The 14987-nt window shown below is 63.8% G+C and carries 18 protein-coding genes; 9 read left to right on the forward strand and 9 right to left on the reverse strand.

Annotation, left to right across the window (positions count from 1 at the left end; all coding sequences use genetic code 11):
• On the forward strand, positions 1 to 1269 hold the full coding sequence (gene lysA, locus ACR65W_RS06965; RefSeq protein WP_434498695.1) for a diaminopimelate decarboxylase: 1269 nt from the start codon (positions 1 to 3) through the stop codon (positions 1267 to 1269).
• Positions 1270 to 1396: 127 nt separating this feature from the next.
• Here lysA and ACR65W_RS06970 read toward each other — a convergent pair whose 3' ends face one another.
• Entirely contained in the window at positions 1397 to 1825 is a 429-nt protein-coding gene (locus ACR65W_RS06970; protein WP_434498694.1) for a regulator, read from the reverse strand.
• Positions 1826 to 2090: 265 nt separating this feature from the next.
• On the opposite strand from ACR65W_RS06970, the gene ACR65W_RS06975 reads away from it, so the two are divergent.
• A complete protein-coding gene (locus tag ACR65W_RS06975) occupies positions 2091 to 2366 on the forward strand; it encodes a DUF3303 domain-containing protein (RefSeq protein WP_123174597.1) in 276 nt (91 codons plus the stop codon).
• Between the two features lie 79 nt (positions 2367 to 2445).
• On the opposite strand, the gene ACR65W_RS06980 is transcribed toward ACR65W_RS06975, so the two are convergent.
• Positions 2446 to 3456, reverse strand: coding sequence for an NAD-dependent epimerase/dehydratase family protein (locus tag ACR65W_RS06980; RefSeq protein WP_434498693.1), 1011 nt, complete (start codon positions 3454 to 3456; stop codon positions 2446 to 2448).
• 136 nt (positions 3457 to 3592) lie between these two features.
• On the opposite strand from ACR65W_RS06980, the gene ACR65W_RS06985 reads away from it, so the two are divergent.
• From ACR65W_RS06985 to ACR65W_RS06995, 3 genes are all read left to right on the forward strand, one after another.
• Positions 3593 to 4216 (forward strand): cytochrome b/b6 domain-containing protein, encoded by a 624-nt coding sequence (locus ACR65W_RS06985; RefSeq protein ID WP_434498692.1) that lies wholly within the window; start codon positions 3593 to 3595, stop codon positions 4214 to 4216.
• Complete coding sequence (locus ACR65W_RS06990; protein WP_434498691.1) at positions 4213 to 4953, forward strand: molybdopterin-dependent oxidoreductase; 741 nt, start codon at positions 4213 to 4215, stop codon at positions 4951 to 4953. Before ACR65W_RS06985 ends, ACR65W_RS06990 begins: the two co-directional genes overlap by 4 nt.
• A gap of 104 nt (positions 4954 to 5057) precedes the next feature.
• Entirely contained in the window at positions 5058 to 5267 is a 210-nt protein-coding gene (locus ACR65W_RS06995; RefSeq protein ID WP_434498690.1) for a hypothetical protein, read from the forward strand.
• A 412-nt stretch (positions 5268 to 5679) separates the two neighbouring features.
• Here the strand turns inward: ACR65W_RS06995 and truA are convergent, their stop codons facing one another.
• Genes truA through def form a run of 3 tightly spaced genes read right to left on the reverse strand, consistent with a single transcriptional unit; the run spans position 5680 to position 7930 of the window.
• Positions 5680 to 6420 carry a tRNA pseudouridine(38-40) synthase TruA gene (truA, locus tag ACR65W_RS07000; RefSeq protein ID WP_434498689.1) on the reverse strand — a complete coding sequence of 247 codons (741 nt, stop codon included), beginning with the start codon at positions 6418 to 6420 and terminating at the stop codon, positions 5680 to 5682.
• Position 6421: 1 nt separating this feature from the next.
• On the reverse strand, positions 6422 to 7348 hold the full coding sequence (gene fmt, locus ACR65W_RS07005) for a methionyl-tRNA formyltransferase (RefSeq protein WP_434498837.1): 927 nt from the start codon (positions 7346 to 7348) through the stop codon (positions 6422 to 6424).
• A 15-nt stretch (positions 7349 to 7363) separates the two neighbouring features.
• The gene (def, locus tag ACR65W_RS07010; RefSeq protein WP_434498688.1) at positions 7364 to 7930 is read right to left on the reverse strand and encodes a peptide deformylase; all 567 of its coding nucleotides are present in this window, start codon (positions 7928 to 7930) and stop codon (positions 7364 to 7366) included.
• Between the two features lie 169 nt (positions 7931 to 8099).
• On the opposite strand from def, the gene ACR65W_RS07015 reads away from it, so the two are divergent.
• From ACR65W_RS07015 to ACR65W_RS07030, 4 genes are all read left to right on the forward strand, one after another.
• Entirely contained in the window at positions 8100 to 8660 is a 561-nt protein-coding gene (locus ACR65W_RS07015; protein WP_123174587.1) for a LemA family protein, read from the forward strand.
• 81 nt (positions 8661 to 8741) lie between these two features.
• Positions 8742 to 9860, forward strand: coding sequence for a M48 family metallopeptidase (locus ACR65W_RS07020; protein ID WP_434498687.1), 1119 nt, complete (start codon positions 8742 to 8744; stop codon positions 9858 to 9860).
• A gap of 280 nt (positions 9861 to 10140) precedes the next feature.
• Positions 10141 to 10623, forward strand: a complete 483-nt coding sequence (fldA, locus tag ACR65W_RS07025; protein ID WP_434498686.1) for a flavodoxin FldA — start codon at positions 10141 to 10143, stop codon at positions 10621 to 10623.
• Positions 10602 to 11036: a DUF2023 family protein gene (locus ACR65W_RS07030; protein WP_434498685.1), complete on the forward strand. Its 435-nt coding sequence runs from the start codon at positions 10602 to 10604 to the stop codon at positions 11034 to 11036. The genes fldA and ACR65W_RS07030 overlap by 22 nt, the downstream gene beginning before the upstream one ends.
• Before the next feature lie 26 nt (positions 11037 to 11062).
• Here ACR65W_RS07030 and ACR65W_RS07035 read toward each other — a convergent pair whose 3' ends face one another.
• The 4 genes from ACR65W_RS07035 to argH all read right to left on the reverse strand — a co-directional run bounded on the left by ACR65W_RS07035 (position 11063) and on the right by argH (position 14986).
• Positions 11063 to 11962 (reverse strand): alpha/beta hydrolase, encoded by a 900-nt coding sequence (locus tag ACR65W_RS07035; RefSeq protein ID WP_434498684.1) that lies wholly within the window; start codon positions 11960 to 11962, stop codon positions 11063 to 11065.
• Complete coding sequence (locus tag ACR65W_RS07040; RefSeq protein ID WP_434498683.1) at positions 11959 to 12855, reverse strand: tetratricopeptide repeat protein; 897 nt, start codon at positions 12853 to 12855, stop codon at positions 11959 to 11961. The genes ACR65W_RS07035 and ACR65W_RS07040 overlap by 4 nt, the downstream gene beginning before the upstream one ends.
• A gap of 137 nt (positions 12856 to 12992) precedes the next feature.
• Entirely contained in the window at positions 12993 to 13604 is a 612-nt protein-coding gene (locus tag ACR65W_RS07045; RefSeq protein ID WP_434498682.1) for a thiamine phosphate synthase, read from the reverse strand.
• A complete protein-coding gene (gene argH, locus ACR65W_RS07050; protein ID WP_434498681.1) occupies positions 13601 to 14986 on the reverse strand; it encodes an argininosuccinate lyase in 1386 nt (461 codons plus the stop codon). Before argH ends, ACR65W_RS07045 begins: the two co-directional genes overlap by 4 nt.
• Between the last annotated feature and the right edge of the window lies 1 nt (position 14987).

Here is a 14987-nt window from a genome sequence, read left to right on the forward strand (position 1 = left end):
ATGCATCTTTTCGACTATCGAAACGGCGCGCTCCACGCCGAGGAGGTCGCCGTGGCGACGCTCGCCGATGAGGTGGGCACGCCCTTCTATTGCTATTCGGCGGCGACGATCCGACGCCACTATCAGGTTTTTTCGCAGGCCTTCGCTGGTCTCGACGCGCTTGTCTGCTACGCCGTGAAGGCCAACTCCAATCAGGCCGTGCTGCGTCTCCTCGCACGCGAGGGCGCAGGAATGGATGTGGTCTCCGGCGGAGAGCTGGCGCGGGCGCTCGCCGCCGGCGTCGCGCCTGAGAAAATCACCTTTTCCGGCGTCGGCAAGACGCGTGAGGAGATCGTGGCGGCGCTTGACGCCGGAATCTTCTGTTTCAACGTCGAGTCCGAGCCCGAGCTCGAAGCCCTGTCGCAGGCGGCGGTCGCTCTCGGGCGTGCGGCGCGCGTGTCGCTCCGCGTCAATCCGGACGTCGACGCCCGCACCCATAAGAAGATTTCCACCGGCCTCGCCGAAAACAAATTCGGCGTGCCGCTGTCGCGGGCGCGGGAGGTCTACGCCTTCGCCGCCAAGCTCAAGGGAATCGAAATCGCCGGCGCCGACATGCATATCGGCTCCCAGCTCACCGACCTCGCGCCCTTCGACGAGGCCTTTTCGCTGCTCGCCGAACTCGTGCGCGACCTGCGCGCCGACGGGCACGATATTTCGCATGTCGATCTCGGCGGCGGGCTGGGGATTCCCTATCGCGACGGCGACGATCCGCAGTCCTACCATCCCGACAAATACGCCGAGATCGTGCGCCGGCATTTCGGCGGGCTCGGCTGCAGGCTGGTGCTGGAGCCGGGACGGCTCATCGTCGGCAACGCCGGCATACTCGTGACGCGCGTCATCTACGTGAAGCATGGCGACGCCAAGACCTTCGTGATCGTCGACGCCGGCATGAACGATCTTATCCGTCCGACGCTCTACGACGCCTGGCACGACATCATCCCCGTGCGCCAGGGCGCGGATCGGCAAAAGATCGTCGCCGACATCGTCGGACCTGTCTGCGAAACGGGCGACTATCTTGCGCATGGACGCGAGATCGTCGAGCCGCGCGCTGGAGAATTGCTCTGCGTGCTCACTGCGGGCGCCTATGGCGCGGTGCAGTCAGGCGCCTACAACACAAGGCCTCTTATCCCGGAAGTCTTGGTCGACGGCGACCGCTTCGCGGTGATCCGTCCCCGCCCAAGCGTCGCCGCGCTCATTGCGCAGGATCATGTGCCGGCGTGGCTCTCGTAGCGCGCAGAACGCGCCTGGAGAAGGTTCCGAAAAAGTTGACAGACTTTTTCGATGAGAACCTGCTCCAACATTTCGATTTTGAGCGATTCCTGATCGATCACATGATTCCATGTGATCGGGAAGCGCTCTAGTGTTTGCGATCGTAAAAGCTTACGAAATCACTCGTCGAGAGCGTCGCGACAATATTCGAATCATCGTCGAGAATCTCATATAATGGGCCTTCACGATCATAGATGGTGAACAACACGACGACGTCCTGATCGCCGCCGCCTTCTCGATGCGGCTCGTCCGCGGGAGGGCTCACGGTATAACTGCCCGCCGCCCTGACGTCTTTGAGTTCGCCATTCGCGTGATAGAGCCGATGTTCTCCCTGAATGACGAATGTCTTGTTGAGCGCGCAGTGTCGGTGAAGCACGATCCGCTGATTGGCCGAAAGCTTGAACAGCACATGGAGGACGTTTCGATCGTCGATATCGAGGACCGAAAAAAGCAAGTGTTCGATTCCATCGAGGCGCTTCCATGGAATATTGCCGTCGTTGAAGGTAAACTGCGACATGGTGCGCTCTCTCATCGGTGAAGGCGCGCCAATATGACAGGCGCCGCAGCGGCGCGAGAAGGACGGTAGCCTGAAAGGACTTGGGCAATTTCCCTGACGTCATGCACAGGACACTGCGGCGGCGCACGAAAGCGCCCGCTCACGGCAATGACCAAGCCCTTGTGTGGAATTTTGAATCCGGGCAGCCTTGAGCGCGGGCCAGCCGCAAATCTTGAAAAAACGCGCTGAATCACTTTCGCTTTCCAGTCCGCAGGGAGAAACGCCGATGTTGTTTGCGATCTATTATGAGATGACGCCCGAACGTCGCGACGAGGTTCTCAAGCGCTTTCAGAAATTCGGCGACGCCGCGCCAAAGGGTATGAAAGTCGTCGGAAACTGGCTTTCCGTCACGCTGCTCGAGGGCTGGAGCATCGTCGAAGCCAACGACATCGCCGACCTCGGCAAGCTCTTCCAATCCTGGACAGACCTCAACGTCAATCACATCACGCCAGTCTTCGATGAAGACGCCGCGCACAGATTCCTCTCAGCCAACAAGAAGTAGACACGCTGCGGAGCGCGCCCGCTCGCCGACGGCTACGACAGGAAGGCCGCGACGTAGGGCGTCGAGCGGCCGCCGCCGGTTAATACGACAATTCTCCATGAGCGCGGCGATACGCGCGATACCATTCGACGAGCGCTGCGACTCCCTCATCGAGCGACGTATGCGGGCGATAACCCGTGAGGCGCTCAAGGAGGTCGGCGCTGGCGAAGGTGCGCGGCACGTCTCCCGGTTGCATGTCCAGATAGTTGCGTTTGGCCTTTTTCCCGAGAGCCCTTTCGATCGTCTCGATAAAGTCGAGAAGCTTCACCGGCGCGCCGCGACCGATATTGACGATACGAAACGGCGCCACGGGCGACACGCTGTCGTCGCCTGAATCCCGCTCGGGAACGCAGTCGATCAGCCGCACGACGCTTTCGACGAGATCTGCGACATAGGTGAAGTCGCGCGACATGTCGCCATGATTATAGATGTCGATGACACGGTCGTTCTCGATCGCGTCGACGAATTTCAACGGGGCCATGTCCGGTCGGCCCCATGGACCGTAGACGGTGAAGAAGCGAAACATCGTCGTCGGAATCGACCACAGATGCGCATAGGAATGCGCCATGGCTTCGCCGGCTTTCTTCGTCGCGGCGTAAAGGGTCAAAGGGAAATCGGTACGGTCGCTCTCGTAGAAGGGCACGCTGGGGCTCGCGCCATAGACCGAGCTCGTTGAGGCGAACAAAAAATGGCGCGGCTTCAGCAGTCGCGCGATCTCCATGACATTGAAGGCGCCAACGAGATTGGCGTCGACATAGGCGCGCGGATTTTGCAGCGAGTAGCGCACGCCCGCCTGCGCCGCGAGATGGACGATGACGTCCGGCGCGGCCTGTTCGGCGGCGCGAGTCAGCGCCTCCATGTCCTCCAGCATGGCGATCGTGTCGCGATAGCCGTTGCTGCGCAGCAGAATGGCGCGCCGCGCCTCCTTGAGGCCAGGATCGTAATAAGGCGTCATGCCGTCGTAGCCGTCCACCAGATGCCCGGCCTCTAACAGGCGCTTCGCCAAGTGGAAGCCGATGAAGCCTGCCGTGCCGGTCACAAAGACGCGCATGAGCCGCCATATTCCCGCGTGATGAAAGCTTCGCCGTCATGGGCGAAGGCGACCCGCCTGTCAACGCGGCCGCGAGCGGCTCTTCGCTTCCCGCCCGGCAACCCTTATGTTTTTCCCTTGAACAGGAGAAATCGTCATGGTCGCCGCCTCCGGAGCCGACGCGCGAAAGACGATCCACCCGCTGCTTGTCCGGGTGACGCATTGGGTGAACGCCTTCGCGATCTTCGTCATGGTGCTGAGCGGCTGGCGCATCTACAACGCCTCGCCGCTGTTTGGCTTCGAATTTCCGGCGGGTTTCACGCTCGGCGGCTGGCTCGCCGGCGCGCTCGCCTGGCATTTCGCGGCCATGTGGCTTTTGGCGCTTAATGGCGTGGCCTATATCGCTTACGGCCTTGTTTCAGGTCATTTCCGGATGAGCTTTCTGCCGATTTCGTTGCAAGGCGCGTTCAATGACGTCCTTCTGGCGAGTCGAGGCCGGCTCGACCATGAGCCCGGCCGTTACAATGCGGTTCAGCGCCTGCTCTATATCGGCGTCATTCTCGCCGTGATCGTCGCCGTACTTTCGGGCCTCGCCATCTGGAAGCCTGTGCAGCTTCAAACGCTGACGGCTTCGATGGGCGGCTATGAGACGGCGCGACGCGTGCATTTCTTCGCCATGGCGACGATCGTCGCTTTCCTTGTCGTTCACATCGGACTCGCCGTGAGCGTCAAAGGCGTTCTGGCGCCGATGTTCACCGGACGCGCGGAGGCGCCGCGATGAAGCCGCCCCGCAGCGAACGTCTTGCCGCCTTTCGGCCGCAGATCGCGCGGCTCGAGCGCCGGCTCTTTCTCAAGCAAGGTCTGTCGCTTGGCGCGCTGTCGCTCCTTTCGGGCTGCACCTTGAAGGACGACGACGCCGTCGATCGGCTGCTTTTCGCGATGTCGCGGTTCAACGACCGCGTTCAGGCGGCGCTTTTCGATCCCGCGAAGCTCGCGCCGACCTATTCCGACGCGGACGTCACGACGCCCTTCCCCTTCAACGCCTATTACGAGGAAAAGGACGTTCCGTTCGTTGACGGCCAGAGCTATCGACTGCAGCTCTCGGGCCTCATCGCCGACAAACGGCCCTGGAGTCTCGACGCATTGCGCGCGCTGCCGCAGTCGAGCCAGATCACCCGCCTCGTCTGCGTCGAGGGCTGGAGCGCGATCGGCAAATGGCGCGGCGTCGCCTTTTCGCATTTTCTCGAACGGATCGGCGCCGATCTGACGGCGCGTTACGTCGGTTTCAGATGCGCCGACAAATATTACTCGAGCATCGACATGCCGAGCGCGCTGCATCCGCAAACGCTGCTGGCGCTTGACTTCACCGACTCCAAATACGGCTACCCGCTGCGCCTGCGGCTTCCGACGAAACTCGGATTTAAGAATCCGAAGTTCATCGGCGAGATCTTCGTGACGAACGACTGTCCGGGGGGCTATTGGGAGGACAAAGGCTACAATTGGTTCAGCGGCTCTTGACCTGCGCCCAGAGCCGCCCACTTAAGCTCGACGCTTTCTCGCCACTTTTTTGACGCTCTATAGTCGCGGCGGCAACTGAGTCGGCGCCCTGACAGCGAGGACATATGACCAATCGTCGACCCTGCGTTAACGGCATTCTCGCGGCGGTCCTGTCCGCCAGCGTTATCCCCCTTCACGGCGCGCTCGCGCAGGAGAAAACTCCGACCGCACAGCGCCCGGCCGTCGGACTTCCCGCCTCTTTGCCGGTCAAGAACGAGGTCTCTGCGGGAGAGGCGGTCAAACCGGAGGAAACGGAAGCGGCCGACGGCGAATGACGCCGCATTTTTTAAGACTTCATTAACCAATTCGTCAAACTGCTGCTAATGGCGCGAATTCCGTCATGAAATCACCGCAGCGTAGGCGTGGCGGCGACCCAAGTTCATCACCGTTGCCCCGCCTGATGCCTGCGGGGCGGGCCGGTTGATTCGGCGGGGGCTCTCATTCTGAGGGGACCATCCAGTGATGAATCAGCGACCCTGCGTGAACGGCATATTGGCTGCCGTGCTATCGGCAAGCTTCCTTCCCATTCACGGCGCGCTTGCCAAGGGCGAAAGATCCGCGAAGGCGCCCGGCGCCGCGAAACATGCGGCGAAGAAGCCGGCGCCGAAGCAGGATGCGAACAAACCCACGCCGGGTGACGAGGGAGGCGCGGGCGATAAGCCGTAGCGGGCATTCTCGCGCAAATCGCTAATAATCGACAGCAACAAGGTAAAGACCGTGCGGCGGCGCGACCTGTCCGCAGCGCGCACGGTCTTTCGCCAAAAGCGCCAGCGCCAGATCCTCGACGCGCCACTTGCCGCTGCCGACATGCTCCAGCGAGCCCGCCATCGAGCGCACCTGATTGTGCAGGAAGGAGCGCGCCGAAGCGACGATCTCGATTCGCTCTCCATCACGGCGCACGTCGAGACGCTCCAGCGTGCGCATCGGCGAATTCGCCTGGCATTCCGAGGCGCGGAAGGTCGTGAAGTCATGACGGCCGACGAGCGACTGTGCGGCTTCATGCATGGCTTGCGCATCGAGCGGCCGCTTGACGTGCCAGGCGCGGCCGAGGTTTAGCGCCAAGGGCGCGCGGCGATTGTCGATGACATAGAGATAATGGCGGCGGATCGCGGAAAAGCGCGCCTCGAATTCCTCGCCAACCGCGCGCGCCGCGAGCACCGCGATCGGGTCCGGCTTGAGATGCGCATTGATCGCGTCGCGCAGCCGATCGACGCGCCAGTCGCGCGCAAGATCGACATGCGCCATCTGCCCCAGCGCATGCACGCCGGCGTCGGTGCGGCCCGCGCCATGAACGACGGCGCGCGCGCCGCCATTGATTGCAGCCACGGCCTCTTCAAGGCGCTGCTGGATGGAAACGCCATTCGCCTGCCGCTGCCAACCGACGAAAGGGCCGCCGTCATATTCGATCGTCAATGCGAAGCGAGGCACGTCAGGCGAGCGAAACGCCGCGCGTCAGCCTGCGGCCGCGCGCGAATTCTTCAAATTCCATTTCGCCCTTGCCGGCGCGTTGCACGCGCAGCAGCCGCAGCGCGCCCGCGCCGCAAGCGATGAGTCCCTCGTCATCGAGCGCGGCGCCCGGCTCTCCCGCTCCCTCCTCGACCAGTGCGCGCAAAACCTTCACGCGCTCCTTGCCATGGCCGAGATCGGCTTCGAAAAAAGCGCCGGGAAAGGGCGAGAGGCCGCGCACGAGAGCATGGAGGTCTTGCGCCGATCGGCGCCAATCGATCCGCGCTTCAGCCTTCTCGATCTTTTGCGCATAGCAGGCGCCGTCTTCGGCCTGCGGCGTAAAGCGCAGTTCGCCTTTCGCCAGCAGATCGAGGGCCTGCGCCATCAGCGGCGCGCCGAGCTCGGCGAGACGATCGTGCAGCTCGCCCGCCGTCATCTCGGCGCCGATCGGCGTTTTCGCCGTCAAGGCGACGGGGCCGGTGTCGAGACCGGCCTCCATCTTCATCACCATGACGCCGCTCTCGGCGTCGCCCGCCATGATCGCGCGCTGAATCGGCGCCGCGCCGCGCCAACGCGGCAGCAGCGACCCATGCAGGTTGAGGCAGCCGTATTCCGGCGCGTCGAGGATCGGCTGAGGCAGCAGCAGCCCGTAGGCGGCGACGACGGCGACGTCGGCGTCAAGCGCGGCGAAGTCCGCCTGCGCATCGGCGCTTTTCAGGCTTTTGGGCGTGCGAACGGGAAGGCCGGAGCTCTCCGCCAAGAGGTGGACGGCGGATTTCTTCTCCGCCATGCCGCGTCCAGCGGGCCGCGGCGGCTGCGTGTAAATCGCCGCAATCTCATGGCCGCGAGAAATGATTTCCTTGAGCAGGCGGGCTGCGAAATCCGGCGTGCCCATGAAGACGACGCGCATTCTGTCGCGCAATCGTCAGGCTCCGGCTTGTTCCGACTGACGCTCCGTGGCGGCGCGATGCTGGGCGGCGATCTCGTCATGGCGCGCCGCCTTGCTGAACTTCTTGACCACGCGCTCGCGCTTTAAGCGCGACAGATGGTCGATGAAGAGCCCGCCTTCGAGGTGATCCAGCTCATGCTGCACCACGGTCGCGAGCAGCCCTTCGGCGTCGAATTCCTGGACCGCGCCGTCGCGGTCGAGATGACGCACACGCACCCGCGCCGGCCGCTTCACGTCCTCGAAATAGTCGGGCACGGACAGGCAGCCTTCCTGATAGACGCTCAATTCCTCCGACGCCCAGATGATTTCCGGGTTGATGAGGAAGAGCGGCGAACGCGTCTCCTCGGTCTTGCCGACATCGACGACGACGATGCGCTTGGTCACCGCGACCTGGATCGCCGCGAGGCCGACGCCGGGCGCCTCGTACATGGTCTCCAGCATGTCGTCGAGCAGACGCCGCACCTCCGCGTCGACGCGATCGACAGGTTCGGAAATCTTTCGCAGCAGCGGATCCGGAAGGGTGATGATCGGCAGAATGGCCATTGTGTTTCGCCGTGGCTCTTTGCGTTTCCCTGAGATAGGCGCGACCGGCGCGTCCGTCAAATCGAAAGGGCGCCGCGCGTCTTTGCCTAGGCGCCAAAGGCGGCTAACATGCAAGGGCAAAAATTATCGCCGCCGCGCGGAGCGGCGCGGCGCCTGGAGAGCGCGAGCCATGTCTTTGCTGATTTTTCTAGGCCTCGTCGCCGCCGTCGCCTTCTGGCTGGTCAGCGTTTACAACGGCCTCGTGTCGTTGCGCCAGCGCGGCAAGCAGGCCTTTTCCGACGTCAATGTGCAGCTCAAGCAGCGGCACGATCTCGTGCCCAATCTGGTCGAGACGGTGAAGGGCTACGCCACCCATGAGAAAAGCACGCTTGATGACGTGGTCAAGGCGCGCAACGCCGCCGTCGCGGCGCAGGGCCCGGCGCAGATAGGGGCGGCCGAGGGCGCGCTGACCGGCGCGCTCTCGCGGCTGATCGCGCTGTCGGAAGCCTATCCGGACCTAAAAGCGAACCAGAACTTCCAGCAGCTGCAGAGCGAGCTGTCAGACATCGAGAACAAGATTTCCGCGGCGCGGCGCTTCCTCAACAATACCGTCGCCGAATACAACGCCACGCGGGAGGGCTTTCCCGGTTTCCTGATTGCGCAGCGCTTCGGCTTCGAGCCGCTAGATTATTTCGAGTTGGACGAAGCGCAGCAGAAGGCCATCGAAACCCCGCCGAAGGTGGAGTTCTAGGCGCGCGAGCGAAAGCGCCGCTCCTTCCAAAGGATCGCGGCCATCTTTTGGAGTAGCGCCTCACCGGCGATCAGGAACACGATGTTCAAAGCCTACGGCCTTTATTCCCACATTCGCGCCAACGAACTGCGCTCGGCATTCCTGCTCGCCGGCTTCGTCGTTCTGCTTCTCGCGCTGATGTTCTCCTTCGCGCTGCTGATCGAGGCGATGAGCGCGCGGCCCGGCGCGCCTTTCGATTACATCCTGGCGCTCGCGGTGGATGATTTGAAACGCGGCTGGCCGATCGGCGTCATTGCGGCGGGCGTCTGGTTCGTCATCGCCTATCTCTTCCATCAGAAGATGATCGACTTCGCCACTGGCGCCGCGAACCTGTCACGCGCCGAATCGCCGCGCGTTTACAATCTGCTCGAAAATCTCTGCATCTCCCGCGGCGTGCCGATTCCCGCTCTGCAGCTCATTGAGAGCGACGCGCTCAACGCCTATGCTTCCGGGCTCAAAGAGGGACAGTACAAGATCGCGGTGACCCGCGGTCTGACGCGCTATCTGACCGACGCCGAGCTCGAGGCGGTTCTCGCGCATGAATTGACCCATATTCGCAACCGCGACGTTCAGCTTCTCGTGATCGCCGTGATTTTCGCCGGCATTTTCGCCTTCGTCGCCGATCTGACGATCCGCCGCTGGGATTTTCCTTTCGGCTTCTCGCCGCATCGCCCCGAAAGCGACAATGGCCGAAGGGGCAATGGCGGCGCGGCGCTCGCCATTCTCATCGCCCTGTTCATCATCGCGCTGAGCTGGGGCGCCTCCGTGCTGATCCGCTTCGCGCTGTCGCGCTCGCGCGAATTCCTCGCCGACGCCGGCAGCGTCGAGCTGACGAAGAACCCCGACGCGATGATCTCGGCGCTGCGCAAGATCGAAGCGCATGCGGCGATTCCGAACATGCCCTCGCGCATGCAGTATTTCTTCATCGAAACGCCGGCGCTGCATCCAGAGTTCGGCTGGCTTGCGAGCCATCCGAGCGTCGACGCGCGCGTCGCGGCCCTCGTTGAATTCGGCGGCGGCCGGGACGTGTCGGTCGCCGCTTTAGGAGAAGAACGCGAGGCAATCGATGCGCCGCGCGACGACGAGGCCGCCTTCCTGCCCAAGGACGGACGCCATCCGCTCTGGCCGCCGCGCGGTCCCTGGGGCAGCGCCAGACGCTGAGCAGCGCGCGCCTCGCGGGCTCGAAGCGAAGCTCCAAGAGCGTCGTCTTTTCGGCGACGCCGATCTTCGAGTCAGCCATGAGACTCCGCTTCGTAATTACAATAAATACAAAGTAACAATATCAACAATTACATACATTCCAAAATATAGGAATTTTATGATCAATAGATTTGCGCTATACACCGGTCATCAGCAGCGTGTGCTTCGTTAGAGCGGCTTTTTCGGCTTTTCTTGGCTTAACCGCTGACTTCATCGTCCAATTCGCGGAAGAGGCGCGGGCATGAGCATCACGGTCATCTTCGGTTCCGACGGCGGCGCGACGAAGGGGGTTGCTTCAAAAATTTCGAGGAAGTGCCAGGGGCGGTCCGTGGACATCAAGGACGCCACGACCGACGACTTCGAAAATTGCCATCTGTTGATCCTGGGTTCTCCGACCTATGGCGACGGCACTTTACAAACGGATTGGGAAGAGAACATCGACAAGCTGCGCGGCGCCAATTTGAAGGGCAAAAAAGTCGCCCTCTTCGGCACTGGCGACCAGCAGACCTATCCGCTCTCCTTCGTGGACGCGATGGGCATCCTCTATGACGAGGTCTCGGCGCTCGGGGCCCAGGTGATCGGCTTCACCGAGACCTCCGGCTATGACTATGTTGGCTCCACCGCCGAGCGGGATGGCAAGTTCGTGGGCCTCGCCCTCGACCAGGACACTCAGTCCGGCAAGACCGAAAAGAGAGTGACCGCATGGCTGAGCCAGTTACTTTGATCGACGAGGGCGTTCCGCCTCTGTCGTCGACGCGCTGTCGCTGTGCCGATGCGGCGCCGGTGCTGCGGCTCTTTCATCACAACATCTACGAATATGGGCGGGGCGTTCGCGGCTTGTTTCTGATGACCCTTAGCCGTCGGGAACTGGAATTGACGCTCGGCAAGTTAGAACGGCAAGGCATCCATCACTTCGTCCAAGAACTCAATCCGGTCAAGGTGAACCTCTTCTTTGGCCGGCCCGCCTTCGTCGCCGTGGCGCGTTCGATCGTCACGCGTCCGCTCAACGCGCTCACGGCGGAGGAAGACTTCATGCTTGGCACGCTGCTCGGCTATGATCGCGAGCAGCAGTGCCGCCGCTTTCTCACGCGTTCGGGTCGGGACATGCCGGAGGACCTGCCTCTGGCGGCCGAATGATGGGATTGGGCCGGCTCCAGGACTGATCAGCCGGCCGCGTTGGAGGGCGCCTGAGCGACCCGCGCCTTCAAAAATGCGATCGCTTTCGCCCGCGAGTCTCGCGCTTCGGGGAGAAAGCTCATCAGCTGCCAGGCGTGCGGCACGCAAGGCCAGATCTCGAGCTGCGCGTCGACCCCCGCCTGCCTTGCGCGCGCGACGAGCCGCGTCGAATCGTCTCTCAGCACTTCGTCCGCGCCGACATGAACGAGCATCGGCGGCAGGCGGGAGAGATCGGCGTAGATCGGCGACGCAAGTGGATTTCTGGCGCTTTGGCGTCCCAGCACGGCGCGGGCGCCGAGCAGAATGTCCTTGCGCGTGAACAGGGGGTCACGATTTTCATTCTCGCGCATCGAGACGCCGGTCGCGGCGAGATCGACCCAGGGCGAGGACAGCGCCGCGGCGACGGGCGGCCGCAAGCCTTCCTCGCGTATGCGCAGCATCAGCGAGACCGCAAGACCGCCGCCGGCCGAATCGCCGACGATGACGAAGGGTCCCGGCCGCGCCTCGATGAGGGTCCGATAGGCGCGCAAGACATCTTCGAGCGCGGCGGGAAAGACATGCTCCGGCGCGAGCCGATAGGCTGGCGCGAAGACGTCGAAGCCCGCGCGCGCGAATGCGCGCGAAGCGTAGCGAAAAAGCCGTGGCGACCCGATGAGGAAGGCGCCGCCGTGGAGATAGAACAGCGTCGCAATCGCGCTGCCTGAAGCAGGAGTCCAATCGCCGGGAATCTGTGTCGCGAAAGGCGCACGTCGTTCGGGAGACAGCATCTCGACGAGCCGCTGGAGGCCGCGCAAAGGCGCCGTCAGCGCCAAGATGCGCGGCCTGACGAAACGCCGAAGGAACGCGACGGTCCGCCGCGTCGCCGCGCTCGCGCCGCCGGCGCTCATTTTACGGCGGTCGGCTTCGCCGGCGCGGACGCGCTCGAGAGATAATCCAGTGAGGGATCGTTCAACCCGGCTTCGCGCGACTTGTCGCGCCACTCGCGCGCTTCGGCGAGATTGGCCTCGACCCCGAGGCCTTCGGCGAGGATATGGGCGAGACGGTTTTGCGCCACGGCGTTGCCCTTCGCCGCCGCTTTGCGAAACCATTGCGCGGCGGCGGCGCGGTCGCGTGGCGCGCCGACGCCATTGAACTGGAGTACGGCGAACTCGACCATCGCCGGCGCGAAGTCCAGTTCAGCGGCGCGCCTGAACCACTCCGCGGCTTCGCGCTCGTCCTTCGGGACGCCTCTGCCGGTTTTGTAAAGAAGGCCAAGCGCGTAGAGCGAGTCGGCGTCGCCCTTCGCCGCGGCGCGACGGAAATAGTCCGCCGCTCTGCCGAAATCGGATGGCGCGCCCTCATTTTCGAGGGCGAGCTCCCCGATCAGATGGAGGGCGGCGGGATGATCTTGAGCCGCGGCCTTTTCCAGATAGGCGCGGGCGACGGCGCGGTTCTTCGGCGCGCCGGCGCCATTGAGCGCCGCAGCGCCGTAAAGATAGGCCGCTTCTTTATCGCCGGCGTCGGCGCCCCGCTTGAACCACTCCATCGCGGTAGAAAGATCGCGACCCACGCCGGCGCCTTCGAGGTAAAGCTGACCGATAAGGGTGAGCGCGGCCGCGTCCTTCGGATTGGCGGCGATGCGCTTCTTCGCCTCCTTCATCGCGACCAGATAATCCCCGCGCTGATAGGCGCCGAAGGCGAAGTCTGGCGCGGGCGGCGCATCATTGGCGGCGCGGGCGGCAGGCGCCAAAATGGCAACGATCGCGAGCGTCGCGAGCAATCGCTCGATCTTCGCCCTCATCCTGAGGCGCGAGCGAAGCGAGCCTCGAAGGACGAGGGCGAATGGAAATAAAAAAGTGAGCGGCTTCCTCGTCCTTCGAGACGACCCCTTCGGGGCCTCCTCAGGATGAGGAAGCCTTTCGCTCGATCGCCCTCGGGTCACTGCTGCTCTCCCTTAAGCCTCGCCTGCGCCTCGGCCACCGCCGCCGCCGGACCGCGCGCGTCGCTCCAGACGGCGTCGTCGAGCCGCACGAAGTCGGCGCCCGCCTGAACCAGCGGCGCGACATCGTCGAGCGATTCCGCGCGAGCGACGCAGGGCGTGTTGAAAAGCTCCGCCCACCAAGCGACGCGCTCAATGAGCGCTTCACGGTCAAGATCCGAAAACATCACATAGTCGGCGCTCAACTCGCCCGCGCGCATGGCGTCGTCGCGCGTCTCGATATCTCCGGCGCCGACGATGTAGCGCGGCGAGAGTTTCTTGATGGCCTCGGCAAGCGCTTCGCCGCTGCCGGCGACATGGACGCCGTCGGCGCCGGCGCGCAGCGCGACATTGGGCGCCGCCGCGACAAGAACCGCGACGCCTTTATCCTGCGCGGCGGGCGCCAATGCGCGCACGATCGCTTCCTGGCCGCGCTCGTCGGCGTCGGCGAAACGAATGAGCAGGCTCGCGACGTCGCCCGCCGCGAGCGCCTCGTTGAGCGCGGGCGCAAATGCCGCCGCGTCGGCAAGCGGCGGGGTCGCGAGGTATAGTCGCGGCGAAATGTCGTTCATTTGTCCTTCAATCTATCGAGCCAGACTTGCGCGGCGGCGCGCACATTGTCGGGCGCCGTGCCTCCGAAGCTGTTGCGGCTTTGCACCGATTTCTCGACTCCGAGCACGTCGCAAACATCGGCGTTGATGCGCGGTTCGACGCTCCGCATCTCCTCGAGCGTCAAATCCTCAAGACTGACGCCGCGCGCTTCGGCGAGCGCGACGATGCGGCCGGTGACGTGATGCGCCTCGCGAAACGGGAGCGACAGCGCGCGCACCAGCCAGTCGGCAAGGTCGGTCGCGGTCGCATAGCCCGCGCCCGCCGCAGCCTTCATCCGCGCGTGGTCGACGCGCATGTCGCGGACCATGCCGGCGATGGCGGCGATGCAGAGGGATAAGGTGTCGAGCGCGTCGAAGGCGCCTTCCTTATCCTCCTGCATGTCCTTCGAATAGGCGAGCGGCAGGCCCTTCATGACGACGAGCAGCGCGACAAGCGCGCCGATGACGCGGCCCGATTTGCCGCGCGCGAGTTCGGCGGCGTCGGGATTGCGCTTCTGCGGCATGATCGACGAGCCGGTGGTGAATTTATCGGACAGTGCGATGAAGCCGAATTGCGGCGTCGTCCACAGCACGATCTCTTCGGCGAAGCGCGACAGATGCGTGGCGCAGATCGCCGCCGCGCTCAGCGTCTCCAGAACGAAGTCGCGATCGGAAACGCTGTCCAGCGAATTCGCCGTCGGCCGATCGAAGCCGAGCGCGCGCGCCGTCATCGCGCGGTCGATCGGAAAGCTCGTCCCGGCAAGCGCGGCTGCGCCGAGCGGACATTCGTTCAGGCGCGCGCGCGCGTCGCGAAGACGTCCGCGATCACGGGCGATCATTTCAACATAGGCGAGGAGATGATGGCCGAGCGTCACCGGCTGCGCCGATTGCAGATGCGTGAAGCCGGGCATGACGCTTGCCGCCTCTTCCCGCGCGCGTGTCGCCAGCGCCAGTTGCAGATCGGCGAGTTCGGCATCGAGGGCGTCGATCTGATCGCGGATATAAAGGCGGAAATCGGTCGCCACCTGGTCGTTGCGCGAGCGCGCCGTGTGCAGGCGCCCCGCCGCCTGACCGATCAGCTCGGCAAGGCGCGACTCGACGTTCATGTGAATGTCTTCGAGCGCGCGCGAGAAATCGAAGCGCTCGTTCTCGATTTCCGCTTTGACTCGCTCCAATCCATCGGCGATCTTCGCCGCGTCGTCGCGCGACACGATCCCCGTTTCGCCGAGCATGGCGACATGGGCGAGCGAGCCGCGGACGTCCTGCAGGCCGAGGCGCTTGTCGAAGTCGATCGAGACGTTGATCGCCTCCAGAACCGCGTCGGTTGCGCTTTTGAAGCGGCCGCCCCATATCTTGCTCGTCATT

The organism is Methylocystis sp. (assembly GCF_051062815.1).
In the GTDB taxonomy this organism is placed as follows: domain Bacteria; phylum Pseudomonadota; class Alphaproteobacteria; order Rhizobiales; family Beijerinckiaceae; genus Methylocystis.

Excerpts from the sequence above, each read along its gene's own strand:
- lysA (WP_434498695.1), top strand. The coding sequence starts at position 1 with ATGCATCTTTTCGACTATCGAAACGGCGCGCTCCACGCCGAGGAGGTC.
- ACR65W_RS06970 (WP_434498694.1), bottom strand. The coding sequence starts at position 1,825 with ATGTCGCAGTTTACCTTCAACGACGGCAATATTCCATGGAAGCGCCTC.
- ACR65W_RS06975 (WP_123174597.1), top strand. The coding sequence starts at position 2,091 with ATGTTGTTTGCGATCTATTATGAGATGACGCCCGAACGTCGCGACGAG.
- ACR65W_RS06980 (WP_434498693.1), bottom strand. The coding sequence starts at position 3,456 with ATGCGCGTCTTTGTGACCGGCACGGCAGGCTTCATCGGCTTCCACTTG.
- ACR65W_RS06985 (WP_434498692.1), top strand. The coding sequence starts at position 3,593 with ATGGTCGCCGCCTCCGGAGCCGACGCGCGAAAGACGATCCACCCGCTG.
- ACR65W_RS06990 (WP_434498691.1), top strand. The coding sequence starts at position 4,213 with ATGAAGCCGCCCCGCAGCGAACGTCTTGCCGCCTTTCGGCCGCAGATC.
- ACR65W_RS06995 (WP_434498690.1), top strand. The coding sequence starts at position 5,058 with ATGACCAATCGTCGACCCTGCGTTAACGGCATTCTCGCGGCGGTCCTG.
- fmt (WP_434498837.1), bottom strand. The coding sequence starts at position 7,348 with ATGCGCGTCGTCTTCATGGGCACGCCGGATTTCGCAGCCCGCCTGCTC.
- def (WP_434498688.1), bottom strand. The coding sequence starts at position 7,930 with ATGGCCATTCTGCCGATCATCACCCTTCCGGATCCGCTGCTGCGAAAG.
- ACR65W_RS07015 (WP_123174587.1), top strand. The coding sequence starts at position 8,100 with ATGTCTTTGCTGATTTTTCTAGGCCTCGTCGCCGCCGTCGCCTTCTGG.
- ACR65W_RS07020 (WP_434498687.1), top strand. The coding sequence starts at position 8,742 with ATGTTCAAAGCCTACGGCCTTTATTCCCACATTCGCGCCAACGAACTG.
- fldA (WP_434498686.1), top strand. The coding sequence starts at position 10,141 with ATGAGCATCACGGTCATCTTCGGTTCCGACGGCGGCGCGACGAAGGGG.
- ACR65W_RS07030 (WP_434498685.1), top strand. The coding sequence starts at position 10,602 with ATGGCTGAGCCAGTTACTTTGATCGACGAGGGCGTTCCGCCTCTGTCG.
- ACR65W_RS07035 (WP_434498684.1), bottom strand. The coding sequence starts at position 11,962 with ATGAGCGCCGGCGGCGCGAGCGCGGCGACGCGGCGGACCGTCGCGTTC.
- ACR65W_RS07040 (WP_434498683.1), bottom strand. The coding sequence starts at position 12,855 with ATGAGGGCGAAGATCGAGCGATTGCTCGCGACGCTCGCGATCGTTGCC.
- ACR65W_RS07045 (WP_434498682.1), bottom strand. The coding sequence starts at position 13,604 with ATGAACGACATTTCGCCGCGACTATACCTCGCGACCCCGCCGCTTGCC.
- argH (WP_434498681.1), bottom strand. The coding sequence starts at position 14,986 with ATGACGAGCAAGATATGGGGCGGCCGCTTCAAAAGCGCAACCGACGCG.